Below are 26,155 nucleotides of genomic sequence, written 5' to 3' on the forward strand. Positions count from 1 at the left end.
CCGGTCGCCGCTGCCGCCGGCGGCAGCCTCGTCGGGTGGCTCGCGACCGCCGCCCTCCTCGCGCCGTACCGCCGGGCGCGGGCCCGGCACACGACGACCACCACGCTCGAACGGCCCCTCGTCCGAGAACCGGCGCCCCTCTCACCCCCGCCGCCCCCAGCGGCCCTCTCCCCCGCAGCACCTTCCCCGCCACCCCCCGCGCAGGCGCACCCGCCCACGCCGGTCCCGCCCGGGACGGACGCCCCCACCGAGCCGACCGGCACACCCCTCGCCCATCCCCCGGGCCACCGCGCCCACCACCCCTGGACCCCGTGGCGCGCTCACCACCGGACTCCCCTCCCCACCGTGGCCCCCTCCGCCCCGCGTTCCGGTGACGGCGAGCTGCTGGGCGGACTCAGCACCTTCCAGCGCGCCACGGCCCCCCTCGTGCGGGCGGAGTTGGCGCGGCTGGCGCGGGACGGGCAGCGGCCCGCGCACCTCTTCCTGACCTGCGCCGACTCGCGGTTGATCACCAGCATGATCACGAGCAGCGGGCCGGGCGACCTGTTCACCGTCCGCAACGTCGGCAACCTCATGCCGCCCCCTGGGGACGCGACGGCCTGCGACTCCGTGGCCGCGGCGGTCGAGTACGCCGTCGACGTGCTGAAGGTCGGCTCTGTGACCGTATGCGGGCATTCGGGTTGTGGCGCGATGCAGGCGTTGCTGAGCACCCGCCATGAGGCGGGGGCGGCGACCCCTCTGGCGCGCTGGCTGCGGCACGGCCGCCCGAGCCTGGCCCGCATGGAACGCATCGGGCGGCTCGGCAGGGGCGAAGTGGCGCTGGCCGAGCGTCCGGTGGCCGACGACGTGGAACGGCTCGCCCTCGTCAACGTCATGCAGCAGCTCGATCACCTGATGAGCCATCCGTGCGTGGCACGCCGGGCCGCCGAGGGCGCGCTCGCCCTGTACGGCATGTACTTCCACGTCGGGGAGGCGCAGACGTACCTGCTCGACCGGCGGACCGGCCACTTCCTGGCCGTGCGTCCCGACCACCCCGCCGTGACGGCCTGAGCCACGGCACAGCGGGAGGGAATCCATCATTCCGTCACATGGGCGCACATACGCCCGTACTCCCCCTCAACTCCCTTCTCACGCAAAGCAACTACCGCGAACCACCCGCTCCCCACGCACCCGAACGAGTTGGCCCGTCCCCGCGAACGACCTCTGACCTGCAAAATCAGACAGGTCTACACCAATTTTTCCCAACAACCCTTGTCAGGGCGGGCCGTGGGCTGATGAGCTATGGCCTGGGACACATCGGACGCCCTGGGAATGGGAGATGTCGTGAGCAACGAAAGCCTGGCCAACCTTTTGAAGGAGGAGCGGCGGTTCGCTCCGCCCGCCGACCTGGCCGCCGCCGCCAATGTCACCGCGGAGGCGTACGAACAGGCCGCGGCGGACCGGCTGGGCTTCTGGGCGACCCAGGCCAAGCGCCTGACCTGGGCGAACGAGCCCACGCAGACGCTCGACTGGTCGAACGCGCCGTTCGCCAAGTGGTTCGCCGACGGCAAGCTCAACGTGGCCTACAACTGTGTGGACCGCCACGTCGAGAACGGCCTCGGCGACCGCGTCGCGATCCACTTCGAGGGCGAGCCCGGCGACAGCCGCAGCATCACCTACGCCGAGCTCCAGCGCGAGGTCTCCCGGGCCGCCAACGCCCTGACGGAGCTGGGCGTCAAAGCCGGCGACCGGGTCGCGATCTACCTGCCGATGATCCCCGAGGCGGTCATCGCCATGCTGGCCTGCGCCCGCCTGGGCGCGCCGCACTCCGTCGTCTTCGGCGGCTTCTCCGCCGACGCGCTGGCCACCCGCATCAACGACGCGGACGCCCGCGTGGTGATCACGGCGGACGGCGGCTACCGCCGCGGCAAGCCATCGGCCCTCAAGCCCGCCGTGGACGAGGCGCTCACCCGGCCCGGCACGGAGAACGTGCGCACCGTCCTCGTCGTCCGCCGCACCGCCCAGGAGGGCATCGGCTGGACCGAGGGGCGCGACGTGTGGTGGCACGACGTCGTCGGACGGCAGAGCGATCAGCACACGCCGGAGGCGTTCGACGCCGAGCACCCGCTGTTCATCCTCTACACCTCGGGGACGACCGGGAAGCCCAAGGGCATCCTGCACACCACGGGCGGCTACCTCACCCAGGTGGCGTACACCCACCACGCCGTCTTCGACCTCAAGCCGGAGACCGACGTCTACTGGTGCACCGCCGACATCGGCTGGGTCACCGGCCACTCGTACATCACCTACGGACCGCTGGCCAACGGCGCGACGGAGGTGCTCTACGAGGGCACGCCCGACACCCCGCACCAGGGCCGCTGGTGGGAGATCGTCCAGAAGTACGGCGTCACGATCCTCTACACCGCGCCCACCGCGATCCGCGCGTGCATGAAGTGGGGCGACGACATCCCCGCCAAGTTCGACCTGTCCAGCCTGCGCGTCCTGGGGTCGGTGGGCGAGCCGATCAACCCCGAGGCGTGGGTCTGGTACCGCAAGCACATCGGCGCGGACCGCACCCCGGTCGTGGACACCTGGTGGCAGACCGAGACCGGTGCCATGATGCTCAGCCCGCTGCCGGGCGTCACGGAGACCAAGCCCGGTTCGGCGCAGGTGCCGCTGCCCGGCATCGCCGCGACGGTCGTGGACGACGACGCGAACGAGGTCCCGGACGGGTCCGGCGGCTACCTCGTCCTCACCGAGCCGTGGCCGGCCATGCTGCGCACCATCTGGGGCGACGACCAGCGCTACCTCGACACCTACTGGTCCCGCTTCGAGGGCAGGTACTTCGCGGGCGACGGCGCCAAGAAGGACGAGGACGGCGACATCTGGCTGCTGGGCCGGGTGGACGACGTGATGCTGGTGTCCGGGCACAACATCTCCACCACCGAGGTGGAGTCCGCGCTGGTCTCGCACCCGAAGGTGGCCGAGGCGGCCGTCGTGGGCGCCGCCGACCCGCAGACGACGCAGGCCATCTGCGCCTTCGTCATCCTGCGCGGTGACGCGGCGGAGGACGAGGGCCTGGTGGAGGAGCTGCGGGCGCACGTCGGCAGGCAGCTCGGCCCGATCGCCAAGCCCAAGCGCGTGCTGCCGGTCGCGGAGCTTCCCAAGACGCGCTCCGGCAAGATCATGCGCCGGCTGCTGCGCGACGTGGCCGAAAACCGCGACCTGGGGGACGTCACGACGCTGACCGACTCCTCGGTTATGCGGCTCATCCAGGCGAAGCTGCCGAGCGCGGGCAGCGAGGACTGACGTATCGGCGCCTTCGCGAGGCGCCGGCGCGGAAGAACTGACGATCCGGCGCCTTCGCGAGGCGCCCGCGCAGGGGGCATCCGGCCGTTCACCAGGCCGGATGCCCCCTCTGTCGTTCTCCGACGGCCGCGAGCCCGTTATGCCCCTAACATGACGAATGCCAGGAATTTCCTTGCGTCGCCCGGGTAGAGTAATGACTGCGTCAACAAAGCGCTAAAAATCTGGGGTGCGCCGGGAAGTCTGGTCGGCAACTGCAACAGCCGTATCCAGCTGCCGACAACCGGAGGCCTTCCGTGACCGCCCCCCGCACCCGCCGTTCCATATTCCTCGGGCGCCTGTCCCTGCCCGAGCGGAACTTCATCGCGGACGCGCTGCGCGCCGAGACCGTGGGCGGCGTCCTCCTCCTCGTCGCCGCCGTCGTGGCCCTGATCTGGGCCAACACCCTCGGCGGCAGTTACGAGGCGGTGCGCGGCTTCCACCTGGGGCCCGCCTCGCTCGGGCTGGACCTCTCCCTCCAGCACTGGGCCGCCAACGGCCTGCTCGCGGTCTTCTTCTTCGTCGCCGGCATCGAGCTCAAACGCGAACTGGTCGCGGGCGAACTGCGCGATCCACGGGCCGCCGCGCTCCCGGTCGTCGCCGCGCTCTGCGGCATGATCACCCCCGCGCTCGTCTACACCGTCGTCAACGCCGTCGGTGGCGGCTCGCCGGCCGGCTGGGCGGTGCCCACCGCCACCGACATCGCCTTCGCGCTCGCCGTCCTGGCCGTCATCGGCACCTCGCTGCCCTCCTCGCTGCGCGCCTTCCTGCTGACGCTGGCCGTGGTGGACGACCTGTTCGCGATCCTGATCATCGCGATCTTCTTCACCTCGCAGCTCAACTTCCTGGCCCTCGGTCTCGCCGTCGTCGGCCTCGGCGTCTTCTACCTGCTGCTGCGCAAGGGCGTGCGCGGCTGGTACGTCTACGTGCCGCTCGGCGTCGTCATCTGGGCGCTGATGGAGAACAGCGGGGTGCACGCCACCATCGCCGGTGTCGCGATGGGCCTGATGCTGCGCTGCCACCGGCGCGACGGCGAGGCGCACTCCCCCGGCGAGCACATCGAGCACCTGGTCCGCCCGCTGTCGGCGGGGCTGGCCGTGCCGCTGTTCGCCCTCTTCTCCGCGGGCGTGACGATCTCCGGCGGCGCCGTGCGCGAGGTGTTCACCCGGCCGGAGACGCTGGGCGTGGTCCTGGGGCTGGTCGTCGGCAAGGCGGTCGGCATCTTCGGCGGGACGTGGCTCACCGCCCGCTTCACCAAGGCCGAGCTGAACCCCGAGCTGAAGTGGCCGGACGTCTTCGCGCTCGCCTCCCTGGCCGGAATCGGCTTCACGGTGTCCCTGCTGATCGGCGAGCTGGCGTTCACCGACGACCTGGCGCTGGCGGACGAGGTCAAGGCGTCCGTCCTGATCGGCTCGCTCATCGCCGCCGTGGCCGCGAGCGTCCTCCTCAAACTGCGCGACAACAAGTACAAGAAGCTCTACGAGGACGAGAACCGCGACGAGGACCAGGACGGCATCCCCGACGTCTACGAAGAGGGGCAGCCCGAGTACCACCGCCGCATGGCCGCCCTCTACGAGGCCAAGGCCGCCGAACACCGGCGCCTTGCCGAAGTGGCCACCGGCGCCGAGCCCGGAGACGATGGTCCGGCATGATCTGAGAGGCTTGGCACACCCGGAGACAACCCGGAAGCACCCCGGAGACAACCCGGCGAAGAGAAGAGGATGAAGGCGATGAGCTCAGCCGCGGAGGGCACGGACCGCAGCCTCGGCCAGTTGGTGGCCGCGGCGACCGCCGAAATGTCCGCACTGGTGCACGACGAGATCGCGCTGGCCAAGGCAGAACTGCGGCAGGACGCGAAGCGCGCCGGCATCGGCGGCGCGGCGTTCGCGGTGGCCGGGGTGCTGGGGGTCTTCGCGCTCCCGGTGCTGAGCTTCGCCGCGGCGTACGGCATCCACAACCTCGGGCTGGGGCTGGCCTGGTCGTTCCTGATCGTGGGCGGCGCCTTCATCGTGCTCGCCGGGCTGATCGCGCTGATGGCGGTGAGCAAGCTCAAGCAGATCAAGAAGCCGGAGAAGTCCATCAGCTCCGCCAAGGAGACGGCCGCCGTCCTGCAGAACGTCAAACCGCACCCGCGTTCGGTTACCGAGGCTCACCCCGAGCTGGAGTCTGTGACACGCTCCTCTGTATGACGGCTCCTGACAGTTCCGCCTCGGTCGTACGGCCCGAGGGCCCTTGGACGCACCGGGACGTGGCGGCGAACGGCGCCCGTTTCCACATCGCCGAGATGGGGGACGGACCGCTGGTCCTCCTCCTCCACGGCTTCCCCCAGTTCTGGTGGACCTGGCGGCACCAGCTGCCCGCGCTCGCCGAGGCCGGGTTCCGCGCGGTGGCGATGGACCTGCGCGGGGTGGGCGGCAGCGACCGCACGCCACGCGGCTACGACCCGGCCAACCTCGCCCTGGACATCACCGGCGTCATCCGCTCCCTGGGCGAGCCGGACGCCGCCCTCGTCGGCCACGACCTGGGCGGCTACCTGGCGTGGACGGCCGCCGTGATGCGGCCGAAGCTGGTGCGGCGGCTCGTGGTGTCCTCGATGCCGCACCCGCGCCGCTGGCGCTCGGCGATGCTCGCCGACTTCCAGCAGAGCCGGCGCAGCTCGTACGTCTGGAGCTTCCAGCGGCCGTGGCTGCCCGAGCGCAAGCTCGTGGCCGACGACGCCGCCCTGGTGGGGCGGCTGATCCGGGACTGGTCGGGCCCCTGCCTGCCCGACGACGACGCCGTGGACACCTACCGGCGGGCCATGGCCATCCCCTCGACGGCGCACTGCTCCATCGAGCCGTACCGCTGGATGGTGCGCTCGCTGGCGCGCCCTGACGGCATCCAGTTCAACCGCCGGATGAAGTGGCCGGTGCGGGTGCCCACGCTGCACGTGCACGGCTCGCTGGACCCGGTGATGCGCACCCGCAGCGCGGCCGGCTCCGGGGAGTACGTGGAGGCGCCCTACCGCTGGCGGCTCTTCGACGGGCTCGGGCACTTCCCGCACGAGGAGGACCCGGTCGCCTTCTCCGCCGAGCTGATCAACTGGCTGAAGGATCCGGAGCCGGATCGGTAGGCGTGGGTTCCGGGACGGGCCCGTAGGGGATACGGGGCCGTGCGGGCGCGGGGTACCCGGGGCCGTACGGATACGGGCCCGTACGGGCTCGGGGACGGTCCCCTTACGGGCTTTCCCCGGTTTTCCCCGCGGTCCGGAAAGACCGCCTTGGCGGGCCGCCGGTGCATCCCTACAGTCGCATACGAACGCATGTCTGACGAACGGCCAATTGCCCCTTGCATAGGCCAATTGACGGGCCACCGGGAGGTTACGGACGCCGGACCCCGGGCAGAGACGAGGGTATGGGCTGGACGCACGACTACCGTGACGTGGCACGCGACCGCCGCAGCAACGCCGCTGCCGCGGGAGCTCAGGACAGGGGCACCTCGGACCCGCGGTCCGCGGTGGCTCCCGGCTTCGCTCACCCCCTGGGCATTCCACACATCCTGCGCCGCCGGGCGCGCTGGATGACCGCCCGGTTGCGCCACCCAAGGGGCTGAGCGGCGCGACCGCGGTCGCGCCACCCCCGTCGTTCCCCGCCCGCCCGTTCCGGGCCGGTGATCAGATCACATCGCGCAGCCTTGGCTGTCGACGGCCCGAGCGGCCGTCCGCCCCTTGCGGATGTCATCCCGGATCTCGTCGGCGGTCAGCGCGTAACCGGTCTGGGCGTCGTCGCGCGACTTGGCGAACACCACGCCGTACACCTCGCCGTCCGGCGTGAGCAGCGGCCCGCCGGAGTTGCCCTCGCGGACCGTGGCGTACAGGGAGTAGACGTCGCGACGGACGGTGCCGCGCTTGTAGATGTCCGCGCCGTCGGCCTGGATGCGTCCCCGGATGCGCGCGGAGCGGACGTCGTAGCCGCCGTTCTCCGGGAAGCCCGCGACGATGGCGCCCTCGCCGCTGCTCGCGTCGTCCTCGGCGAACCGCAGCACGGGGGCGGGCAGCGACGGCACGTCGAGGACCGCGATGTCGCGCTGCCAGTCGTACAGCACGACCTTGGCGTCGTACGTGCGGCCTTCCCCGCCTATCTGGACGGTCGGCTCCGACACGCCGCCCACGACGTGCGCGTTGGTCATCACGCGCCCCGGAGCGAAGACGAAGCCGCTGCCCTCCAGGATCTTGCCGCAGCTCGGCGCCGTGCCGACGACCTTGACGATGCTCTTCCGGGCCCGGGTCGCCACCGGGCTGCCCGCCAACCGGGGGTCCGGCGGGGCCACCGAGCGGATCGGCTCGTTGGAGAACGGTGTGAAGACCTGCGGGAAGCCGTTCCGCGCCAGGACGGAGGTGAAGTCGTTGAACCAGGTGTTGGCCTGCTCCGGCAGCACCTCGGAGACGCCCTGCAGCACCTTGGAGTTGCGCACCTCCTTGCCCAGCGTGGGCAGCGACGTACCGGCCAGCGCCGAACCGATCAGCCAGGCGACCAGCAGCATCGCCACCACGTTGACCAGCGCGCCGCCCGTCGCGTCCAGCGCCCGCGCCGGGGACCAGGTGATGTACCGGCGCAGTTTGTTGCCCAGGTGGGTGGTGAGCGCCTGGCCCACCGACGCGCACACGATCACGATGGCGACCGCCGCGATGGCCGCGAAGGTGCCCGGCGTGGCGTCGTCGGTGATCTCGTTCCAGATCACCGGCAGCAGGTAGACCGCGACCAGCCCTCCACCGAGGAAGCCGATCACGGACAGGATGCCGACGACGAAGCCTTGCCGGTAGCCGACGACCGCGAACCACACGGCCGCCACCAGCAGCAGGATGTCCAGGACGTTCACGCCCGCCACCGTCTCACGCGCGCCGGTCGAGCGGGACCTGCCGGGAGCGGTCCCACGGCCGTTCCCAGCCCGTGAAGTGCAGGATCCGGTCGATGAGACCGCCCGTGAACCCCCAGACCAGAGCCCCTTCGACGAGGAACGCCGGGCCGGTGTGGCCGCTGGGGTGGCAGCAGGTGACCCGGTGCGCGGGGTCCGCGAGGTCCGCCACCGGGACCGTGAACACCCGCGCCGTCTCCGCCTGGTCCACCGCGCTGACCGGGCTCGGCTCGCGCCACCAGCCGAGCACCGGCGTCACGACGAAACCGCTGACCGGGATGTACAGCCGCGGCAGCACCCCGAAGACCTGCACACCGGCCGGGTCCAGGCCGGTCTCCTCCCACGCCTCGCGCAGCGCCGCCCGGACCGGGCCGTCCCCGTCGGGGTCGCCGTCCTCGGGATCGAGCGCGCCGCCCGGGAAGGACGGCTGCCCGGCGTGCGAGCGCAGCGTGCCCGCCCGCTCCATCAGCAGCAGCTCCGGACCGTGATCACCGTGGCCGAAAAGGATCAGCACCGCGGACTGCCTGCCGCCCCCCGCGGGCGGCAGGAACCGGCTGAGCTGCCGCGGCTCGACCGTGGCCGCCACCCGCGCCACGGGCTCCAGCCACTCCGGCAGGCCGTCGGCGCTGACGGTCACCTGCCGCGGGTCCGGGAGGCCCGGTGCGCCGGGGAGCTCGGAGGGCTCCCGGACGGCGGATCCGCGGGTCTCCCCGTACTGCTGCGGTGCACTGGTCATCACGCGCCCCCTCAGGCCATGGCTTCGATGGTTCGTTCGACCGCGGTCATGGGGACGCGGTCCCGTGGGAAGTGTGTCGTTCGACGCTCAGGCCTCGGGGCCCGGCCCGGGCGAGCCGTGCGCCGTGGAGCGGGAGCCTCCTGGCGGCGCGGAGCCCGTACGGAACGGGGCGCCCGTGCGGAACGGCGCGCCCGTGCGGAACGGGGCCTGTGTACGCGCTGCGGAGCACATGAGAGGGCCGCTCACCGGCCCGCCAGGGGTGGGGCGGGGCGGCCCGGGTAGTCGGCCGGGGGGCGCAGGCGCTGGCCCGGCTGGTCTCCCATCTCGTACTTCAGCAGCTTCTTGGCCTTCTCCGGGTCCGTCTCGCCCTCCCCGTAGGACGGGCAGAGGTGCGCGATGGGGCACGCGCCGCAGGCGGGGCGGCGGGAGTGGCAGACGCGGCGGCCGTGGAAGATGATCCGGTGCGAGAGCATCGTCCAGTCGCTCTTGGGAAAGATCGCGGCGATCTCCGCCTCGACCTTCTCCGGGTCCTCCTGCGTCGTCCAGCCGAACCGGCGCACGAGCCGCCCGAAGTGGGTGTCGACGGTGATCCCCGGCACCCCGAAGACGTTGCCCAGCACGACGTTGGCGGTCTTGCGGCCCACGCCCGGCAGCGTGACCAGGTCTTCGAGCCGGCCCGGCACCTCGCCCCCGAAGTTGTCCCGCAGCGCGGCGGAGAGGCCGAGCAGGGACTTGGCCTTGGCGCGGAAGAAGCCCGTCGGGCGGATCAGCTCCTCCAGCGCCTGCGGGTCGGCGGCGGCCATGTCCTCGGGCGTGGGGTAGGCGGCGAAGAGGGCCGGGGTCGTCTGGTTGACCCGCAGGTCGGTGGTCTGCGCGGACAGGACCGTGGCGACCAGCAGCTCGAAGGGGTTGGTGAAGTCCAGCTCGGGATGGGCGTAGTAGTAGATCTCGGCCAGCTCGCGGTTGATGCGGCGGGCGCGGCGCACCATGGCCGTACGGGACTCGGGCTTGCGGGCCGGGGTCTTGCGGGCGGCCGTCTTGGCGGGCGTGGCCTCGGCGGTGGCCCGCTTGGTGGCGGAGGCCTTGCGGGTGGTGGCCTTGCGGGCGGTCGCCTCGGCGCCGTCGGAGGTCTGCGCGCCCTTGGGGGCCGGGGCGCCGGCTGCCGGGGCGGTGGCCGACGAGGCCGCAGAAGCCGAAGCCGTGGATGCTGAGGTCGCGGATGCCGGGGTCGTGCGGGTGGTGGTCTTGGCGGGCGTCTTCTTGGCGGTCGCTTTCTTGGCGGCGGCCTTCTGCGTGGTCGCCCGCTTGGTGACGGCCTTCTTGGCGGCTGCTTCCTTGGGCGCGGCCTTCTTCGGCGCGGCCTTCTTCGCGGGCTGCGCGGACGCGGATCCTCGGGACGCGTTCCCGCGCGTCCCGGCCGTCGAAGACGACCCGGCTGACGACCCGGCTGACGAGGCGGCTGACGAGCCGGTCCGGGAGGGCTCCGCACCGGCAGCCCTTTTCACGGCTTTTGCCGTCTTCGCGGCATCGGCGGACGCCTGTTCGCCCACAGCGGAATCACGGCCCGTGCTCACTCGCTCAGCCCCCTGGTCCTGTGCTCTACCGGCGTGTTGGACACTCGGCCAGACTACGACCCCGCACTGACAACCGGCCCGCGCACCGGCTTCCGAGGGCCCAATCGGCCCCCTGCCGTATGGCTTGAGTCACGGGTCCGGCAAACTTGTGATTGATCGCACTGTTTGGCATTCCGGCATGATGGAGACCTAGGTCCCCCAGAGCATGTCGACAAGGAGAGAACTCGTGGACGACGTTCTGCGGCGCGCACCGCTCTTCGCGGCGCTCGATGACGAGCAGGCGGCCGAGCTGCGCGCCTCGATGGGAGAGGTCACGCTCGCCCGCGGCGACGCCCTGTTTCACGAGGGAGAGCCGGGCGACCGCCTGTACGTGGTCACCGAGGGCAAGGTGAAGCTGCACCGCACCTCCCCGGACGGCCGCGAGAACATGCTCGCCGTCCTGGGCCCCGGGGAGCTGATCGGCGAGCTCTCCCTGTTCGACCCGGGTCCGCGCACCGCCACCGCCACCGCCCTCACCGAGGTCAAGCTGCTCGGCCTGGGCCACGGCGACCTCCAGCCCTGGCTGAACGCGCGCCCCGAGGTGGCCACGGCGCTGCTGCGCGCGGTCGCCCGCCGGCTGCGCAAGACCAACGACCAGATGTCCGACCTGGTCTTCTCCGACGTCCCGGGCCGCGTGGCGCGCGCGCTCCTGGACCTGTCGCGCCGGTTCGGCGTGCAGTCGGAGGAGGGCATCCACGTCGTCCACGACCTGACCCAGGAGGAGCTGGCCCAGCTCGTCGGCGCCTCCCGCGAGACCGTCAACAAGGCGCTCGCCGACTTCGCGGGCCGCGGCTGGCTGCGCCTGGAGGCGCGCGCCGTGATCCTGCTGGACGTCGAACGCCTGGCGAAGCGTTCCCGCTGACCCGTTCGGCCCCTCGACAGGCCCCAGGACCGCCAGGTCCCCCGTAAGGCTCCGCCTCCCACCTCGGAGGCGGAGCCTTACGCGTACGCACGGCCTTGAGGGGGCCTGGTGCGTACGAACATCCCTGAGGACACCCGGCCCCCATGAACGCCCCTGAAGGCGCCCCGCTCGTACGAACGCCCCTCAAGGCGCCCCGCTCGTAGCAAACGTCCCTGAAGGCGCCCCGCTCCTGCGAACGCCCCCAGGGGCTCACACCAGCCCGTGCTCCCGCAGGTAGTCCATCTGGGCCCGCACCGAGAGCTCGGCGGCCGGCCACAGGGAGCGGTCCACCTCCGCGTAGACACTGGCCACGACCTCCGACGGCGTGCCGTGTCCGGCCTCGATGGCCGTCTCCACCTGGGCCAGTCGGCTGGCGCGGTGGGCGAGGTAGAACTCCACCGCGCCCTGCGCGTCGTTCAGCACGGGTCCGTGGCCCGGCAGCACGGTCGTCACCCCGTCGTCCACCGTCAGGGACCGCAGGCGGCGCAGCGAGTCGAGGTACTCGCCGAGCCGTCCGTCCGGATGGGCCACCATCGTGGTGCCGCGCCCCAGGATCGTGTCGCCGGTCAGGACGGCGGCGTCGGCCGGGAGGTGGAAGGAGAGGGAGTCGGAGGTGTGCCCGGGGGTGGGCACCACGCGCAGCTCCAGGCCGCCGGTGGTGATCACGTCGCCCGCGCCCAGCCCCTCGTCTCCGAGCCGCAGCGCCGGGTCCAGGGCCCGCACCGGGGAACCCGTCAGTTCCGCGAACCGCCCGGCGCCCTCGGCGTGGTCGTGGTGGCCGTGGGTGAGCAGCGTCAGGGCGACCCGCCGGCCGCCCTGCTCGACGGTGTCGATGACGGCCTTCAGGTGCGACTCGTCCAGCGGCCCGGGGTCGATGACGACCGCGAGGCCGGAGCCGGGCTCGGCGACGATCCAGGTGTTGGTGCCGTCCAGCGTCATGGGGGACGGGTTGGGGGCCAGCACGCACCGGGCTCGGGTGGTGGCGGGCCCGGCGATGTCGCCGCCGCGCGGCTGACCGGGGAGGGAGGCTGCGTACGTCATGCGGGGAACCCTCCCGTGGGGCTCTGGTGGCGGGGGTGGTTTTCGGACCTGCCCCGGCCCGCGCTCGCGGCGTCGGCGGGCTCGGTGGCCGCGTTCCGGTCGGTGGCCGCGTCCCGGTCGGCGGTGACGTCCCGATCGACGGGGATGTCCCGATCCACGGTGACGTCCCCGTCCGCGGGGGCCGCCGGACCGATGCGCCGGGTGAACTCCTCGTGCCCCGGCCAGCTCAGTTCGATCTCACCGTCACGGACCCGCGTGCGCGCCAGTACGGGCGTCAGGTCCCGCTCCTTAGCCCCGGCGAGCGCCTCGGCCGCGGTGGCGTACGGCCGCAACGCGCGCAGCGCCGCGATCGTCGGGGGCATCATCAGCAGCTCGCCCCGGTCGTAACCGGCGGCGGCGTCCTCGGGCGTCACCCAGACGGTGCGGTCCGCCTCGGTGGAGGCGTTGCGGGTCCGCTGCCCCTCAGGCAGCGCGGCCACGAAGAACCAGGTGTCGTAACGGCGCGGCTCGAACTCCGGCGTGATCCACCGCGCCCAGGCGCCCAGCAGGTCGGACCGCAGGACGAGACCGCGCCGGTCCAGGAAGTCGGCGAAGGACAGCCGCCGCTCGACCAGCGCCACCCGGTCGGCCTCCCAGTCGTCCCCGGTGGTGTCGGCCACCACGGAGTCCGCCGACGGCCCGGCGAGCAGCACGCCCGCCTCCTCGAACGTCTCGCGGACGGCCGCGCACACGATGGCCTGCGCCGCGGACTCGTCGTCCGTCCCCAGGCGCGCGGCCCACCGGGCGAGCGAGGGCCCCGCCCAGGCCACCGGCCGTTCGTCACGCGGATCGACCGACCCGCCCGGATACGCGTACGCGCCTCCGGCGAAGGCCATGGAGGCGCGTCTGCGCAGCATGTGGACGGCGGGACGACCGGTGCCGGTGTCCCGCAGCAGCAGGACGGTCGCGGCCCGGCGCGGGGTGACGGGGACCAGCTCACCGCTCACCAACGCCCGGACGAGTTCGGGCCATTCGGGCGGGTACCACTGGCCATTGGTCATCGACGACATGGCCGGATGCTATGCGCTCACGCGCGGATGTTCGAGGGTCTCCTTCTGGGAGACCGCGATCACCCGCCCGTTCCCGTCGGCACGCACGGCCCCACCAACCGCTCCCGTCGGCACGGACGGCCCGACCGACCGTTCCCGCACCCGCTCCCGCTCCCGCACCCGCGAACGGCCCCCCACCCGCTCCCCGGACACACCAACGGCCCGCTCCGGCACCGTCCCCGGGAAGGAACGGAACGACCGGACCGGGCCGCGAGTCGGCCACCGGCCACGCACGCCCGCACAGGCGTCAGTCCGCGACCTCGACCTGTATCTCCACCTCGACCGGCGCGTCGATCGGCAGCACCGCCACGCCCACGGCGGACCGGGCGTGCACGCCCTTGTCGCCCAGGACCTCGCCCAGCAGCTCGCTGGCGCCGTTGACGACGGCCGGCTGACCGGTGAAGTCCGGCGCGGACGCCACGAAGCCGACGACCTTGACCACGCGGACGATCTTGTCCAGGTCGCCGATGACGGACTTCACGGCCGCCAGCGCGTTCAGCGCGCAGGTCGCGGAGAGCTCCTTGGCGCGCTCCGGGCTCACCTCGGCGCCGACCTTGCCGGTGGCGGGCAGCGCCCCGTCCACCATCGGGAGCTGGCCCGAGGTGTAGACGTAGGAGCCCGAGCGCACGGCCGGCTGGTAGGAGGCCAGCGGCGGCACGACCGAGGGCAGCTTCAGGCCGAGCTCGGCGAGCCTCTCCTCAACGGCGCTCATGCCTGCTTCTCCCGCTTCAGGTAGGCCACGAGTTGCTCGGGGTTGTTCGGGCCGGGCACGACCTGGACGAGCTCCCAGCCGTCCTCACCCCAGGTGTCCAGGATCTGCTTCGTCGCGTGGACGAGCAGTGGGACAGTCACGTATTCCCATTTGGTCATGGGGCGAGCGTAATGCCTGCACCGGCCCGTCGAGGCAGGGGCGGTCCGGGCGGGTGGCGCGCGGGCCCGCGCCGCGTACGGCCGGGTGACGGGGGACGCCGGCGAGCCACCGCCCCGGCCGCCGCCCCGGCCTCCGGCCCCGCGCCGGTGGCCGGGCTCGTGCGTAGTCCCGCGGCGAACTGGTTAGGCTCCCTCACGTGAGCAGGCTCCATGTCGTCAGCGGCAAGGGTGGCACCGGTAAGACCACGGTCGCCGCTGCCCTCGCCCTCGCCCTGGCCACCGAGGGACGCCGCACCCTCCTGGTCGAGGTCGAGGGCCGGCAGGGCATCGCCCAACTTTTCGAGACCGAGGCGCTCCCCTACGAGGAGCGCAAGATCGCCGTCGCGCCCGGAGGCGGGGAGGTCTACGCGCTGGCCATCGACGCCGAGCGCGCCCTCCTGGACTACCTCCAGATGTTCTACAAGCTGGGCGGCGCGGGCCGGGCGCTGAAGAAACTCGGCGCCATCGACTTCGCGACCACCATCGCCCCCGGCCTGCGGGACGTCCTCCTGACGGGCAAGGCGTGCGAGGCGGTGCGCCGCAAGGACCGGCGCGGCCGGTTCGCCTACGACGCCGTCGTCATGGACGCGCCGCCGACCGGCCGGATCACCCGCTTCCTCAACGTCAACGACGAGGTCGCCGGGCTCGCCAAGATCGGCCCGATCCACAACCAGGCCCAGGCCGTCATGCGCGTCCTGAAGTCCCCCGAAACGGCCGTCCATCTGGTGTCGCTGCTGGAGGAGATGCCGACCCAAGAGACGGTGGACGGCGTCGCCGAGCTGCGCGGCGCGGGGCTGCCGGTCGGCGCCGTCATGATCAACATGACCCGGCCCACGGTGCTCGACAACGGTGACGTGGACTTCGCCGCCAACGGGGCCCGCCCGGCCATCGCCGAGGCCCTGTGCCGCGCCGGTCTGGACGGGGCCCGCCACGGAGGCCCCGCCGCACGCCTCATCGACCCGCTGCTGAGCCAGGCGCGCGAGCACGCCGAACGGGTCGCGCTGGAGCGCGACCAGCGCGCCGAACTGGCCCGCCTGGGCCTGCCCACCTACGAGCTGGAGCTGCTCCCGGAGGGAGTGGACCTCGCCGGCCTGTTCCGGCTGGCGAGAGACCTGCGCGAACAGGGGCCCCTATGACCGACCGCCCGACGCCCGACGCCCGCACCCAGGACGCCACCACGCACGGCCTGCGCCCGAGCGCCGAGCACCTGGAGGTGGACGCGCTCCTGGACAACCCGCGGGTCCGCATCGTGGTGTGCTGCGGCTCCGGCGGCGTCGGCAAGACCACCACGGCGGCGGCCCTCGGCGTACGCGCCGCCGAACGGGGCCGCAAGGTCGTCGTCCTGACCATCGACCCGGCCCGCCGGCTGGCGCAGTCGATGGGCATATCCGAGCTGGACAACGTCCCGCGCCGGGTCAAGGGCATCGACGAGAGCGCGGGCGGCGAACTGCACGCCATGATGCTCGACATGAAGCGCACCTTCGACGAGATCGTCGAGGCGCACGCCGACGCGGCCCGCGCCCGCGCCATCCTGGAGAACCCCTTCTACCAGTCGCTCTCGGCCGGCTTCGCGGGCACGCAGGAGTACATGGCCATGGAGAAGCTGGGCCAGCTCCGCTCCCGCGACGACTGGGACCTGATCGTCGTCGACACGCCCCCCAGCCGCTCCGCGCTGGACTTCCTCGACGCGCCCAAGCGGCTCGGGTCCTTCCTGGACGGCAAGTTCATCCGCGTCCTGCTGGCCCCGGCGAAGATCGGCGGCCGGGCCGGGATGAAGTTCCTCAATGTCGGCATGTCGATGATGACCGGCACCCTGAGCAAACTGATGGGCGGCCAACTCCTCCAGGACGTCCAGACCTTCGCCGCCGCCATGGACACCATGTTCGGCGGATTCCGCACCCGCGCGGACGCCACCTACCGCCTGCTCCAGGCCCCCGGGACCGCCTTCCTCGTCGTGGCCGCCCCGGAGCGGGACGCGCTGCGCGAGGCCGCGTACTTCGTGGAGCGGCTGGCCGCCGAGCGGATGCCGCTGGCGGGGCTGGTGCTCAACCGGGTGCACGGCAGCGGGGCCGCGCGACTGAGTGCGGAACGGGCGCTCGCCGCCGCGGAGATCCTGTCGGATCACGCCACGCGGCAAACGGCCGAGCCGTCCGAAAATCTTGCCCCGTCCGGGGTTGTGGATCGCGACACCGGGAATGCTGGCACACGGACGTCCGGCACGCCCGACGGCTCCTCCCCCGCCGTCGCGCCGGAGCACCCCCACGACGATCAAGCGCCGCACCTCCCGGCGTCCGATCCCACGGCAGCCCACTCCGCCACACCATCACCCACGGACCCATCCGGGCACGCACCGGACGGGCGGTCCGCGTCCGCGGATCGTCTCGCCGCGGGCCTGTTGCGCCTGCACGCCGAACGGATGCAGGTTCTGGCACGCGAACGGCGCACCCGCGACCGGTTCACGGCGCTGCATCCCGAGGTTCCCGTGGCGGAGGTCGCCGCGCTGCCCGGTGACGTGCACGACCTGGCGGGGCTGCGCGCCATCGGCGAGCGCCTCGCGGACCAGCCGCGTCCACACGAGGACGGCGGCGCCGACGAGAGCGGGGCTCCGCACGATCCGAGCTGACGGGGCGCGCCGATTGCCGGGTGACCCGGCCGGTCCGTGCTCTCCTCAGCCAGCGGTCCCGGAACGGCCGCAGCCAGCGGTCCCGGAACGGCCGCACGACGGCCGGCCACCTCACCGTCCATGAAAAGCCCAGCTCAAGGCGGTATCGCACCTGAGGAGCGCACACCAAACGTCACCCGGTCGCGCGCGGAGGGTACGAACGCGACCGGGACCGGCCGTTGCGCCAGGGGGTGGCCACTCTGCCCGAGAGGGGGACTACCCCGCCGCGGCGTAGTCGCCGTAGGAGTCCTCGCCGTCGCAGCCCACGGGCATGATGCCGGTGCTGCGCTCGTACTCCGTTCGCGCCGTCTCCAGTAGCCGGCGCCACGAGGTGACGGTGGGGCGGCGGCGCAGCAGCGCCCGGCGCTCGCGCTCGGTCATCCCGCCCCACACGCCGAATTCGACCCGGTTGTCCAAGGCGTCGGCCAGGCACTCCGTGCGCACCGGGCACCCGGTGCACACCGCCTTGGCGCGGTTCTGCGCGGCCCCTTGGACGAAGAGTTCGTCCGGATCGGTCGTGCGGCAGGCTGCCTGTGTACTCCAGTCGGTTACCCAGCTCATGCTGGTGCCGTCCTCTCCCGAATCGAGGCTCCCCCACGGCGACAAACGGCATATTCACCGTCGCCAGTTGAGGACGTTACGGAAGGCAAGCAAGGCGCAACACCCCCTTCGGGCCCAATCTTGGATGGCCCGAACGGACTATGCGTGCGCGGCAGATCACCCAACGGAGTGAGCGTGGGGCATACGTCACTTACCCGGCGGCTCGGCGCGATTTCCCGTGGCCAGGCCGGGGTTGAGGACGAGGGCGGGCACGGCGGGCCCGATTCGTGCGAGGAGGGGAGTTGACGAAGTGGTACGGAAGCGTTCCGCTGTGACGGATGAGGTAAGAGTAGGCGAACACGTGCGCTGCTGTCCGGTGTTTGAGAACGTAGGGTGCTTCCATGGGTAAGAAGCGCGACGGCGGGGGTCTGACCAAGACCCAGCAGGCCGCGAAATTCCTCGGTGTCAGCGTCCTGGCGGGTGCCGTACTGGCGGGCCTCGTCCTTCCCGCCGCCGGCGCGCTGGGCCTCGCCGCCAAGGGGTCCGTCGAGAGCTTCGACGAGATTCCCGCCAACCTCAAGGCTCCGCCGCTGAGCCAGCGGACCACCATCCTGGACGCCAAGGGCGGTGAGATCGCCAAGGTCTACTCCCGCGACCGCACGGTCGTGGAGCTCAAGGACATGTCCCCGTACCTGCCGAAGGCGATCGTCGCCATCGAGGACGCCCGCTTCTACCAGCACGGCGCGATCGACCTGAAGGGCATCCTGCGGGCGGTCAACAAGAACGCCCGCTCCGGCGGCGTCTCCGAAGGGGCCTCCACCCTCACGCAGCAGTACGTGAAGAACGTCTTCATCGAGGAGGCCGGCGACGACCCCGGCAAGTTCGCGCAGGCCACGCAGCAGACGCTGGGTCGCAAGATCCAGGAGCTGAAGTACGCGATCCAGGTGGAGAAGGAACTCGGCAAGAAGAAGATCCTCCAGAACTACCTCAACATCACGTTCTTCGGGCAGCAGGCGTACGGCGTCGAAGCCGCCTCCCAGCGCTACTTCAGCAAGCACGCCAAGGACCTGGACCTGGCCGAGTCCGCGCTGCTGGCGGGCATCGTCCAGTCGCCCAGCCGCTACGACCCGGTCAACGACCCAGTGGAGGCCAGGCAGCGCCGCGACACCGTCCTGCGGCGGATGGCCGAACTGAAGGTCATCCCGCGGCAGCAGGCCGAGGAGGCCGCCAAGAAGCCGCTCCGCCTCAAGATCAGCCGCCCGAAGAACGGCTGCATCACCGCGGGCTCCGGCGCCGGCTTCTTCTGCGACTACGTCCGCGCCGTCTTCCTCACCGACCCGGCCTTCGGCAAGACGCGCAAGGAACGGGCCAAGCGCTGGAACGAGGGCGGCCTGCGGATCCGCACGACGCTCGACCCGCGCGCCCAAGAATCGATCCAGGCGGCCATGACCGAGTACGTCAACGCCGACGACCCGGTGGCGAGCGCGGCGACGATCGTCGAGCCGGGCAGCGGCAAGATCCTGGGCATGGGCCAGTCCCGGCCCTACGGCTTCGGCCGGAACCAGACGCAGATGAACCTGTCCGTGGACAAGGCGCTGGGCGGCGGCGTGGGCTACCAGCCCGGCTCGACGTTCAAGCCGGTCATCGCCGCGGCGGCGCTGGAACGGGGCATCAGCCCCCAGCAGTCCTACTCCTCCCCTTACCGGATGACGCTTCCCGGCCCGGTCGCCAGGTGCGAGGGCCAGTGGACGTCCACCAAGGGGTGGCCGGTGGAGAACGAGAACACCTCGGAGGTCGGCCCCTACTCCCTGGCGGAGGCCACCGCGAAGTCGGTCAACACCTACTTCGCCCAGATGATCAACGAGATCGGCATCTGCCCGGTGACCCAGATGGCCGCCAAGATGGGCATCGAGCGGGCCAACGGCGACAAGCTGGAGCAGGTTCCGTCGCTCGCGCTGGGCCCGGCCGAGATGTCCCCGCTGACCATGGCCGCCGCCTACGCCACCTTCGCCAACGGCGGCACCTACTGCACCCCGGTCGCCATCGAGTCGATCACCGACGCGTCCGGGAAGTCCCTGGCCGTGCCGCGGAGCCAGTGCCGCCGGGCGATGTCCCAGAAGACCGCCGAGACCATCAACACGCTCCTCAAGGGCGTGGTCGAGGACGGCACCGGCAAGGAGGCCGGCCTGCAGGGCCGGGACAGCGCGGGCAAGACCGGCACCAGCGACAGCCGCTACGCCGCCTGGTTCGTGGGCTACACCCCGAACCTCGCCGGCGCCGTCTGGGTCGGCGACCCGGCCCACCAGCGCAAGATGTTCCAGATCACCATCGGCGGCCGGTACCACGACAAGGTCTTCGGCGCCGACACCCCCGGCCCCATCTGGCGCAGCGCGATGAGCGGCGCCCTGGCCGACAAGCCCGCGCCGCCCCTGCCCACCGTGGCGATCGGCGGCTCCGGCGACGGCGGCCAGGATGGCGGCAATCAGGACGACGGGAAGAACAAGGGGCCCGACCGGGGGCAGGGGAACCGGCCCGAGGGCGGCAATCCGTCCCCCGGGGGCGATCACCGGCCGGGCGGTCCCGGCACGCCGGGCGGTGGACCGGGTGGGCCCGGGAACGGTGGGCAGAACGGCAACGGTGGTCCCGGGCGTGACTGGGAGTTCCCGCAGTTCCCGGATGTCATCGGGGGTGCGGGGAGGCACTGAGGGGGCTTGGGGCGTGGCGCGCGCGGTGCAGGTGATGCGGGCATCGGGCGCGCGGTGCGGTCGGCGGGGGTCTTCCTCGCCGGCCGGGGTCCGGTTCGGGAGCCCGGCCGCCGTCCGTCGGGCATGCGGGGCGCGGCGCGCGCCCGGTGTGGGTGACGGGGGTATAGGGCACGGTGCGGACGGGGGCTCGCTTCCTCGCCGGTCGGGCCGCCGGCCGGGCCTCGTCAGTCGTGGCGGGGTGCCGCCCGTCAGCGACGCGGGGTGCCGCCCGTCAGTCGTGGCGGGGTGCCGCCCGTCAGCGACGCAGGGTGCCGCCCGTTCCACCAGCCCAGTCGGCCCCGTCAAACACACAGGGCGCCCCCGCCACACGGCAGGGGCGCCCCTGTTCGTCGAACAGCTCCCGAACTGCGTCGATCAGCCCGCGAGCTGCTTCTTCACCGCCGCGGCGACCCGGCCGCCGTCGGCCCGGCCCGCGATCTTCGGGTTCACGATCTTCATGACGGCGCCCATCGCGCGCGGGCCCTCGGCACCGCCCGCCTTGGCCTCGGCCACCGCCTCGGCGACCAGGGCCGCCAGCTCCTCGTCCGTCAGCGGCTTGGGCAGGTAGTCCGCGAGGACCTCGCCCTCCGCGCGCTCCCGCTCGGCCTGCCCGCCGCGGCCACCCTTGTCGAACGCCTCCGCGGCCTCGCGGCGCTTCTTCGCCTCGCGGGCGATGATCTTCTCGACCTCGGCGTCCGACAGCTCACGCGCCTCGGTGCCCGCGACCTCCTCCTTCTGGATGGCGGTCAGGGTGAGACGGAGGGTGGAGGAGCGCAGCTCGTCACGCGCCTTGATGGCGGTGGTGAGGTCGTCCTTGAGCTTGGCCTTGAGCGTGGTCATGCCGTCGAGTATGCCGGTAGGCACGGACAATCGCCGCGCGATTTCCCCCCGTACCCCCGCACACCGCTCCCCACGGCCCGCCCCGGGCCCGGCCGGTGGGCGGTGTACCCGGCGGCTCTGCCACGATGGGGACCATGCGCGCGCGATACGGAGTCCCCCTGTCCATCACCGCGGTCGGCGCGGCCGGCCTGGCGTACGCCGCCGGCTTCGAAGTCCGGTCGTTCCGCCTGCGACGGGTCACCGTGCCCGTACTCCCCCGCGGCATGCGGCCGTTGCGGGTCCTCCAGGTCTCCGACATCCACATGGTCGGCGGGCAGCGCAAGAAGCGCCGCTGGCTCCAGTCCCTGGCCGGGCTGCGCCCGGACTTCGTCGTGAACACGGGCGACAACCTCTCGGACCCGGAGGGCGTCCCGGAGGTGCTGGACGCCCTGGGCCCGCTGATGGAGTTCCCGGGCGCGTACGTCTTCGGCTCCAACGACTACTACGGACCGAAGCTGCGCAACCCCGCCCGCTACCTGATCGAAAAGGCCCAGGGCCGACACGGTCTGAACGGCAACGCGCCCGCCGTCGGCGCCATCCACAACCCCTGGGAAGACCTGCGGGACGCCTTCGACACGGCCGGCTGGGTCGGGCTCTCCAACTCCCGGGGACGCCTCAAGCTCGACGGCCCCGGGGGCGGCGTCGAGATCGCCCTGACCGGCCTGGACGACCCGCACATCAAGCGGGACCGCTACGCCCGCGTCGCCGGCGGCCCCGAACCCGACGCCGACCTCTCCCTGGCCGTCGTCCACGCCCCCTACCTGCGCTCCCTGGACGCCTTCACCACCGACGGCTACCCCCTGATCCTGGCCGGGCACACGCACGGCGGCCAGCTCTGCATCCCCTTCTACGGCGCCCTGGTCACCAACTGCGACATCGACACCGACCGGGTCAAGGGCCTGTCCACCCACACCGCCGGCGGCAACACCTCCTTCCTCCACGTCTCCGCCGGCTGCGGCACCAACCGCTACACCCCGGTCCGCTTCGCCTGCCCGCCCGAGGCGACGCTGCTGACGCTGACGCCGCGGGACTGAGGGGACGGGCGGGCGTACGCGTCCGGGTTCAGGTGCGGGCGGGCACTCGTACGCGTCCAGGTCCGGACCCGGGCGAGCGCTCGTACGCGTCGGGGCCGGGCGCGGGCGGGCCACTCGTACGCGTCCGGCCCCAGGTGCGGCAGGCGGGGCGCTCGTACGCGTCCGGAGCCGGGAACGGGCGGGTCCTCCCCCTCCTTCCGGCGGCGCCACAGCCGCTTCGAAAAAAGATCGATCAAGACCGGGACACCCCCCTTCCCCCACCGTTTAGCGTGGGGGAATGATCGATCCCACCCGCTCCTCGCAGTCCCGGCACGACGTGACCGGACCGGCCGGCGCCTCCGCCCACACCCCGGCGGCAGCGGTGGCACCACCGGCCCGCCGCCCGGTGGCCGCCGTCGTCCGCCTCCTGATATCCGGGGTGGCGGTCGTCGGCCTCGTCCTGGACGTGGTGCTCTCGGACGATCTGCCGCGTCTGCTGAGCTATTTCACGGTGCAGTCGAACCTGGCCGTGGCGATCACCTTCGCCTGGTCCGCGCACCGCGCCTGGACCGGACGGGCGCCCATCTCCCCCCGCATCACCGGCGCGGTCCTCCTCTTCATCTCCATCACCGGACTCGTCTACAACTTCGTCCTCGCCAACGACTCCAGTGGCTTCTCGATGACCGGCACCGACGAGCAGACCGGCCTCCGCGCCGTCTCGAACAGCTGCCTGCACGTCGTGGCCCCGATCGCCGTCGCCCTGGACTGGCTGCTGCTCACCTCCCCGCGCGGGTTCCGCTGGTCCTTCGCCGCCATCTGGATGGCCTATCCCCTGCTCTACTTCCCCTTCGCCCTCGTCCGCGGCGCCCTGATCAGCCCGGGGGCCGACGGCCGCTACCCGTATCCCTTCCTGGACGTCGAGCAGCACGGCTACGCCGCCGTCCTGGAGAACGCCGTCGTCTTCGCCCTGGCCTTCTACGTGCTCGCTCTGGCGGTCGTCGTGATCGACCGTTTCCGCCCCGGTCCGCGGGTCTCCGAGAACCGGATTTCACCTACGGGGATCAGTCCGCTAAAGTAGAGCTCGTTGCTTCGGGGTGTGGCGCAGCTTGGTAGCGCGCTTCGTTCGGGACGAAGAGGCCGTGGGTTCAAATCCCGCCACCCCGACTGAAGGAACAAAGGCCGGGGGCCTGGTTCTCATCGAGAATCAGGCCCCCGGCCCGTTGTCGTAGGCGCCACTTTCTTTCGTCGCCATCACAGCGCCCAATTGCGATCCAGATCACACCGCGACCTCGCTATGACGTACATCACAGCAGGTCGGCGGTGTGCTGGCGGCGCGACGAGTCCCCCGCCCCCGCCGTGCTCCGCCGTGTCCGGCGTCACAGGCCGAACCGGCTTCCGAACTGGATCAGGAGATAGCTCCCGCTCCCTATGGCGGCCGTCACCGTCAGCAGGAATGCCAGACGAAGGGTCCGGTGCCAGTCCGCGAGGGCCGCCCGGACCGTCCTTCCGATCTCCTGCAGCAGTTCTTCCGTCACACGCTTCACCTCTTTTCTCTTCCCTGCGGCAGAAGCTCCCGCCCGGACCCCCGCTTCCGGAACACAAAAAAGCCCAACCTCCCCCCTCGCACGCATCACTTCGCGAGAAAGAAAGCCGGGCTCGTGTATGAGCGGGACTCTTCTGCCTGTCTTCAATTGGCCGCACCCACCGGTACGCCCCCTGGCCATGGGCCGGGCGCGCCTTACTGGGGAGCAGGGCCAGTATGACAGCGCCCAGTCGAACGTCAATACCCTTCCGGCGACGGCGAGTTGGTCAGCTGCGGCGACTCACCAGTGCGCGGATGACCTTGGGGGTCAAGGTGCCGACCAGCAGGGCCGCCAGCGGCACGATGGCGTCCCGCCAGGTGTCGCGGATGGGTTTGTACGTCGCCGCACCGCTCGTCACCTCGATGAAGCCGATGGGGACGGCTTCGAGCCCGCCGCCCCCTCCGGCGCCCTCGCCCGAGTTGTTCCCGCCGGCCGCCCGGCCGGTGCCGCCGCCGAACCCGAAGGCCACCTTGGCCACGGGGATGACGGTCACGTGCTCGCGGGTGACCGGCTCGCCGTAGACGAGGGACGCCTGCGCCCGGCCGCCGAGCCTCTCGGCCAGGCGGTCGAGCATGCTGACGGCGGCGTGCGGGGCGTCGGTGGCGTCCGGGGCACCGGGCGTCGGCGCGGGCGGGTCCTGTGGTGCGGACGCGGACGAGTCCTGTGGTGCGGTCACTCGGGCCTCCCGTAGGGGTGCGGCGTCATCGAGCGGCACGTGCTGATCGTGGCGTCCTTCGCGGACCGCTTCGGGACCGTTTCGGGACCTCTTCGGACCGTTCCCGGGTCGCGGGCGGGCGAGGGGCGTGCCGCCACGGACCTGACGGAACCTCACCCTAGGCCGGAGCGCCGGGCTCCGCGACGGTGGCGAAGGCGGTCGAAGGTGCACGACTCCCGGGTGCGCCGATCCGCGGACGCACGCTTCTCCCTCCGCTCCCTCGATGACCGGAATCAGGAGGTAGCGGTTCTGAATTGCTCATGGCGCGATATTGAGCCGCATTTCGGTCAATCACACCATGCTGGTTCCTGCCGGCCGCCCCCCTCGCTAACGTGGCGCCGCCCTTGCTCCACTCTTCCGTACGAAGGAGAGCACCGTGGTCGACATCCCCACCACACCCGGTCTGGCCTGGGACAACGTCGCGTCCCTCGGCGGTCAGATCGTCGGCAACCCGTCCGTCGCCCCCAATGCGGACGGCCGCCTCCAGGTATTCGCACGCGGCAAGAACGAGCAGGCGCTGTGGACCATCTGGCAGAAGCGTGACGGCGGCTGGAGCGGCTGGGAGAACCTGGGCGGTTCGCTGGGCAGCGAGCCGAACGCCATCCGCGGCGTCGACGGCCGGATCTCCGTCTTCTACAAGGGTTCGGACGGTCACCTGCACCACATCCGTCAGAACGTCATCAACAACATCTTCGGTCCCGACGAGATCATCGTGCGCAACATCGGCGGCGACCCGATCCCGTCCCGCAGCGCCGACGGCCGCCTGGACGTCTTCTTCCGCGGCACCGACACCCAGCTGTGGCACGTGTACCAGCAGAACGTGGACTACGGGAACTGGGTGGCCCCCGCCAGCCTCGCGGGCGGCGTCCAGGGCAACCCGGCCGTCGCGCGCGCCGGTGACGGCAAGCTGGAGGTCTTCCACCACAGCACCAACGGCAACCTGTACGACAACCAGCAGAAGCTCCCCGACTCCAGCGACTCCTGGAGCGGCCACTTCGAGCTCGTCCGCAACATCGGCGGCGGCGTCGAGGCCGGGCTCGACGCGGACCAGCGGATCCAGGTGTTCTTCCGGGGGACGGACACCCAGCTGTGGCACATCCAGCAGAAGGCCGGTTACGACACCTGGACCTCGGCGTCCAGCCTGGGCGGCGGCGTGCAGGGCACGCCGGCGCTGGCGCTCGCGGCGGACGGACGGCTGGTCGTCTTCCACCACAGCACCAACGGCCACATGTACGCGGCCGAGCAGACGAAGATCAACGGTCTGGACTGGACCGGACACTTCGAGGTCGTCCAGAACGTGGGCGGCGACCCGGTGATCGGCACCTACGCCGACGGGCGGCTGGACCTCTTCTTCCGGGGGACGGACGAGGCGCTGTGGCACCGTCCGCAGAAGTTCGTGTGACGGTACGGCACGGTTAGGGGCCCCATGGCTGCGGGGCCTCCCGCCGGGGGGGCCGGCGCGCCGCCCGGCGGGGCGGGCGGGGGGGGGGTCCCGGGGGGGGTTGGGGGGGGGT

23 protein-coding genes, 1 tRNA gene and 1 pseudogene are annotated in these 26,155 nt (G+C 71.9%); 14 read left to right on the plus strand and 11 right to left on the minus strand.

Going from position 1 to position 26,155, the window contains the following annotated elements; all coding sequences use genetic code 11:
* Window positions 1-390 precede the first annotated feature (390 nt).
* The 6 genes and pseudogenes from ABZX96_RS06905 to ABZX96_RS06930 form a co-directional block, all read left to right on the plus strand.
* Window positions 391-1,050: pseudogene (locus tag ABZX96_RS06905) on the plus strand (carbonic anhydrase); the annotation flags it as partial.
* A 273-nt stretch (window positions 1,051-1,323) separates the two neighbouring features.
* Window positions 1,324-3,288 (plus strand): acetate--CoA ligase, encoded by a 1,965-nt coding sequence (gene acs, locus ABZX96_RS06910; protein ID WP_355539045.1) that lies wholly within the window; start codon window positions 1,324-1,326, stop codon window positions 3,286-3,288.
* Window positions 3,289-3,581: 293 nt separating this feature from the next.
* A complete protein-coding gene (nhaA, locus tag ABZX96_RS06915) occupies window positions 3,582-4,976 on the plus strand; it encodes a Na+/H+ antiporter NhaA (RefSeq protein ID WP_355539048.1) in 1,395 nt (464 codons plus the stop codon).
* 78 nt (window positions 4,977-5,054) lie between these two features.
* A complete protein-coding gene (locus ABZX96_RS06920; RefSeq protein ID WP_355539051.1) occupies window positions 5,055-5,513 on the plus strand; it encodes a phage holin family protein in 459 nt (152 codons plus the stop codon).
* Window positions 5,510-6,436 carry an alpha/beta hydrolase gene (locus tag ABZX96_RS06925; RefSeq protein ID WP_355539054.1) on the plus strand — a complete coding sequence of 309 codons (927 nt, stop codon included), beginning with the start codon at window positions 5,510-5,512 and terminating at the stop codon, window positions 6,434-6,436. The genes ABZX96_RS06920 and ABZX96_RS06925 overlap by 4 nt, the downstream gene beginning before the upstream one ends.
* A gap of 281 nt (window positions 6,437-6,717) precedes the next feature.
* Window positions 6,718-6,915 carry a hypothetical protein gene (locus tag ABZX96_RS06930; RefSeq protein WP_355539056.1) on the plus strand — a complete coding sequence of 66 codons (198 nt, stop codon included), beginning with the start codon at window positions 6,718-6,720 and terminating at the stop codon, window positions 6,913-6,915.
* Window positions 6,916-6,981: 66 nt separating this feature from the next.
* On the opposite strand, the gene ABZX96_RS06935 is transcribed toward ABZX96_RS06930, so the two are convergent.
* The 3 genes from ABZX96_RS06935 to nth form a co-directional block, all read right to left on the minus strand.
* A complete protein-coding gene (locus tag ABZX96_RS06935) occupies window positions 6,982-8,181 on the minus strand; it encodes a MarP family serine protease (RefSeq protein WP_355539059.1) in 1,200 nt (399 codons plus the stop codon).
* 13 nt (window positions 8,182-8,194) lie between these two features.
* Entirely contained in the window at window positions 8,195-8,953 is a 759-nt protein-coding gene (locus ABZX96_RS06940) for a CoA pyrophosphatase (RefSeq protein WP_355539062.1), read from the minus strand.
* A 242-nt stretch (window positions 8,954-9,195) separates the two neighbouring features.
* Window positions 9,196-10,458 (minus strand): endonuclease III, encoded by a 1,263-nt coding sequence (nth, locus tag ABZX96_RS06945; protein ID WP_355539065.1) that lies wholly within the window; start codon window positions 10,456-10,458, stop codon window positions 9,196-9,198.
* Window positions 10,459-10,753: 295 nt separating this feature from the next.
* On the opposite strand from nth, the gene ABZX96_RS06950 reads away from it, so the two are divergent.
* Window positions 10,754-11,428, plus strand: coding sequence for a Crp/Fnr family transcriptional regulator (locus ABZX96_RS06950; protein WP_242581806.1), 675 nt, complete (start codon window positions 10,754-10,756; stop codon window positions 11,426-11,428).
* Window positions 11,429-11,677: 249 nt separating this feature from the next.
* Here the strand turns inward: ABZX96_RS06950 and ABZX96_RS06955 are convergent, their stop codons facing one another.
* The 4 genes from ABZX96_RS06955 to ABZX96_RS06970 form a co-directional block, all read right to left on the minus strand.
* Window positions 11,678-12,508 carry an MBL fold metallo-hydrolase gene (locus ABZX96_RS06955; protein ID WP_355539069.1) on the minus strand — a complete coding sequence of 277 codons (831 nt, stop codon included), beginning with the start codon at window positions 12,506-12,508 and terminating at the stop codon, window positions 11,678-11,680.
* On the minus strand, window positions 12,505-13,557 hold the full coding sequence (locus ABZX96_RS06960) for an NUDIX hydrolase (protein WP_355539072.1): 1,053 nt from the start codon (window positions 13,555-13,557) through the stop codon (window positions 12,505-12,507). Before ABZX96_RS06960 ends, ABZX96_RS06955 begins: the two co-directional genes overlap by 4 nt.
* 286 nt (window positions 13,558-13,843) lie before the next feature.
* A complete protein-coding gene (locus tag ABZX96_RS06965) occupies window positions 13,844-14,308 on the minus strand; it encodes a RidA family protein (RefSeq protein ID WP_355539075.1) in 465 nt (154 codons plus the stop codon).
* Window positions 14,305-14,466 carry a DUF4177 domain-containing protein gene (locus ABZX96_RS06970; RefSeq protein ID WP_003981536.1) on the minus strand — a complete coding sequence of 54 codons (162 nt, stop codon included), beginning with the start codon at window positions 14,464-14,466 and terminating at the stop codon, window positions 14,305-14,307. Before ABZX96_RS06970 ends, ABZX96_RS06965 begins: the two co-directional genes overlap by 4 nt.
* A 197-nt stretch (window positions 14,467-14,663) precedes the next feature.
* Between ABZX96_RS06970 and ABZX96_RS06975 the strand changes: the two genes are divergently transcribed.
* Both ABZX96_RS06975 and ABZX96_RS06980 read left to right on the plus strand, forming a co-directional pair.
* Window positions 14,664-15,641 carry an ArsA-related P-loop ATPase gene (locus ABZX96_RS06975; protein WP_355539078.1) on the plus strand — a complete coding sequence of 326 codons (978 nt, stop codon included), beginning with the start codon at window positions 14,664-14,666 and terminating at the stop codon, window positions 15,639-15,641.
* Window positions 15,638-17,128, plus strand: a complete 1,491-nt coding sequence (locus ABZX96_RS06980) for an ArsA-related P-loop ATPase (protein WP_355539081.1) — start codon at window positions 15,638-15,640, stop codon at window positions 17,126-17,128. The genes ABZX96_RS06975 and ABZX96_RS06980 overlap by 4 nt, the downstream gene beginning before the upstream one ends.
* A 255-nt stretch (window positions 17,129-17,383) precedes the next feature.
* On the opposite strand, the gene ABZX96_RS06985 is transcribed toward ABZX96_RS06980, so the two are convergent.
* Entirely contained in the window at window positions 17,384-17,728 is a 345-nt protein-coding gene (locus ABZX96_RS06985) for a WhiB family transcriptional regulator (protein WP_355539084.1), read from the minus strand.
* A gap of 380 nt (window positions 17,729-18,108) precedes the next feature.
* Between ABZX96_RS06985 and ABZX96_RS06990 the strand changes: the two genes are divergently transcribed.
* Window positions 18,109-20,412, plus strand: coding sequence for a transglycosylase domain-containing protein (locus ABZX96_RS06990; RefSeq protein WP_355539087.1), 2,304 nt, complete (start codon window positions 18,109-18,111; stop codon window positions 20,410-20,412).
* Window positions 20,413-20,826: 414 nt separating this feature from the next.
* Here the strand turns inward: ABZX96_RS06990 and ABZX96_RS06995 are convergent, their stop codons facing one another.
* Window positions 20,827-21,291 (minus strand): GatB/YqeY domain-containing protein, encoded by a 465-nt coding sequence (locus tag ABZX96_RS06995; protein WP_355539090.1) that lies wholly within the window; start codon window positions 21,289-21,291, stop codon window positions 20,827-20,829.
* A gap of 134 nt (window positions 21,292-21,425) precedes the next feature.
* Here ABZX96_RS06995 and ABZX96_RS07000 point away from each other — a divergent pair, with 134 nt between their 5' ends.
* The 3 genes from ABZX96_RS07000 to ABZX96_RS07010 all read left to right on the plus strand — a co-directional run bounded on the left by ABZX96_RS07000 (window position 21,426) and on the right by ABZX96_RS07010 (window position 23,507).
* Window positions 21,426-22,364 carry a metallophosphoesterase gene (locus ABZX96_RS07000; protein ID WP_355539093.1) on the plus strand — a complete coding sequence of 313 codons (939 nt, stop codon included), beginning with the start codon at window positions 21,426-21,428 and terminating at the stop codon, window positions 22,362-22,364.
* Between the two features lie 277 nt (window positions 22,365-22,641).
* Entirely contained in the window at window positions 22,642-23,421 is a 780-nt protein-coding gene (locus tag ABZX96_RS07005) for a Pr6Pr family membrane protein (protein WP_355539096.1), read from the plus strand.
* Between the two features lie 12 nt (window positions 23,422-23,433).
* Window positions 23,434-23,507 (plus strand) — tRNA-Pro (locus ABZX96_RS07010).
* Between the two features lie 212 nt (window positions 23,508-23,719).
* Here the strand turns inward: ABZX96_RS07010 and ABZX96_RS07015 are convergent.
* Complete coding sequence (locus tag ABZX96_RS07015; RefSeq protein WP_355539099.1) at window positions 23,720-23,878, minus strand: hypothetical protein; 159 nt, start codon at window positions 23,876-23,878, stop codon at window positions 23,720-23,722.
* A 274-nt stretch (window positions 23,879-24,152) separates the two neighbouring features.
* On the minus strand, window positions 24,153-24,641 hold the full coding sequence (locus tag ABZX96_RS07020) for a spore germination protein GerW family protein (protein ID WP_355539102.1): 489 nt from the start codon (window positions 24,639-24,641) through the stop codon (window positions 24,153-24,155).
* A gap of 376 nt (window positions 24,642-25,017) precedes the next feature.
* Here ABZX96_RS07020 and ABZX96_RS07025 point away from each other — a divergent pair, with 376 nt between their 5' ends.
* Window positions 25,018-26,043: a hypothetical protein gene (locus ABZX96_RS07025; protein WP_355539105.1), complete on the plus strand. Its 1,026-nt coding sequence runs from the start codon at window positions 25,018-25,020 to the stop codon at window positions 26,041-26,043.
* Window positions 26,044-26,155 lie beyond the last annotated feature (112 nt).

This window comes from Streptomyces sp. NPDC003077, assembly GCF_040611095.1.
GTDB lineage: Bacteria > Actinomycetota > Actinomycetes > Streptomycetales > Streptomycetaceae > Streptomyces.

What these genes read in the sequence shown, in the direction of transcription:
- ABZX96_RS06920 (WP_355539051.1), top strand. Translation starts at nt 5,055, where the DNA reads ATGAGCTCAGCCGCGGAGGGCACGGACCGCAGCCTCGGCCAGTTGGTG.
- ABZX96_RS06925 (WP_355539054.1), top strand. Translation starts at nt 5,510, where the DNA reads ATGACGGCTCCTGACAGTTCCGCCTCGGTCGTACGGCCCGAGGGCCCT.
- ABZX96_RS06930 (WP_355539056.1), top strand. Translation starts at nt 6,718, where the DNA reads ATGGGCTGGACGCACGACTACCGTGACGTGGCACGCGACCGCCGCAGC.
- ABZX96_RS06940 (WP_355539062.1), bottom strand. Translation starts at nt 8,953, where the DNA reads ATGACCAGTGCACCGCAGCAGTACGGGGAGACCCGCGGATCCGCCGTC.
- ABZX96_RS06955 (WP_355539069.1), bottom strand. Translation starts at nt 12,508, where the DNA reads ATGACGTACGCAGCCTCCCTCCCCGGTCAGCCGCGCGGCGGCGACATC.
- ABZX96_RS06960 (WP_355539072.1), bottom strand. Translation starts at nt 13,557, where the DNA reads ATGTCGTCGATGACCAATGGCCAGTGGTACCCGCCCGAATGGCCCGAA.
- ABZX96_RS06965 (WP_355539075.1), bottom strand. Translation starts at nt 14,308, where the DNA reads ATGAGCGCCGTTGAGGAGAGGCTCGCCGAGCTCGGCCTGAAGCTGCCC.
- ABZX96_RS06970 (WP_003981536.1), bottom strand. Translation starts at nt 14,466, where the DNA reads ATGACCAAATGGGAATACGTGACTGTCCCACTGCTCGTCCACGCGACG.
- ABZX96_RS06980 (WP_355539081.1), top strand. Translation starts at nt 15,638, where the DNA reads ATGACCGACCGCCCGACGCCCGACGCCCGCACCCAGGACGCCACCACG.
- ABZX96_RS06985 (WP_355539084.1), bottom strand. Translation starts at nt 17,728, where the DNA reads ATGAGCTGGGTAACCGACTGGAGTACACAGGCAGCCTGCCGCACGACC.
- ABZX96_RS06990 (WP_355539087.1), top strand. Translation starts at nt 18,109, where the DNA reads ATGGGTAAGAAGCGCGACGGCGGGGGTCTGACCAAGACCCAGCAGGCC.
- ABZX96_RS06995 (WP_355539090.1), bottom strand. Translation starts at nt 21,291, where the DNA reads ATGACCACGCTCAAGGCCAAGCTCAAGGACGACCTCACCACCGCCATC.
- ABZX96_RS07000 (WP_355539093.1), top strand. Translation starts at nt 21,426, where the DNA reads ATGCGCGCGCGATACGGAGTCCCCCTGTCCATCACCGCGGTCGGCGCG.
- ABZX96_RS07005 (WP_355539096.1), top strand. Translation starts at nt 22,642, where the DNA reads ATGATCGATCCCACCCGCTCCTCGCAGTCCCGGCACGACGTGACCGGA.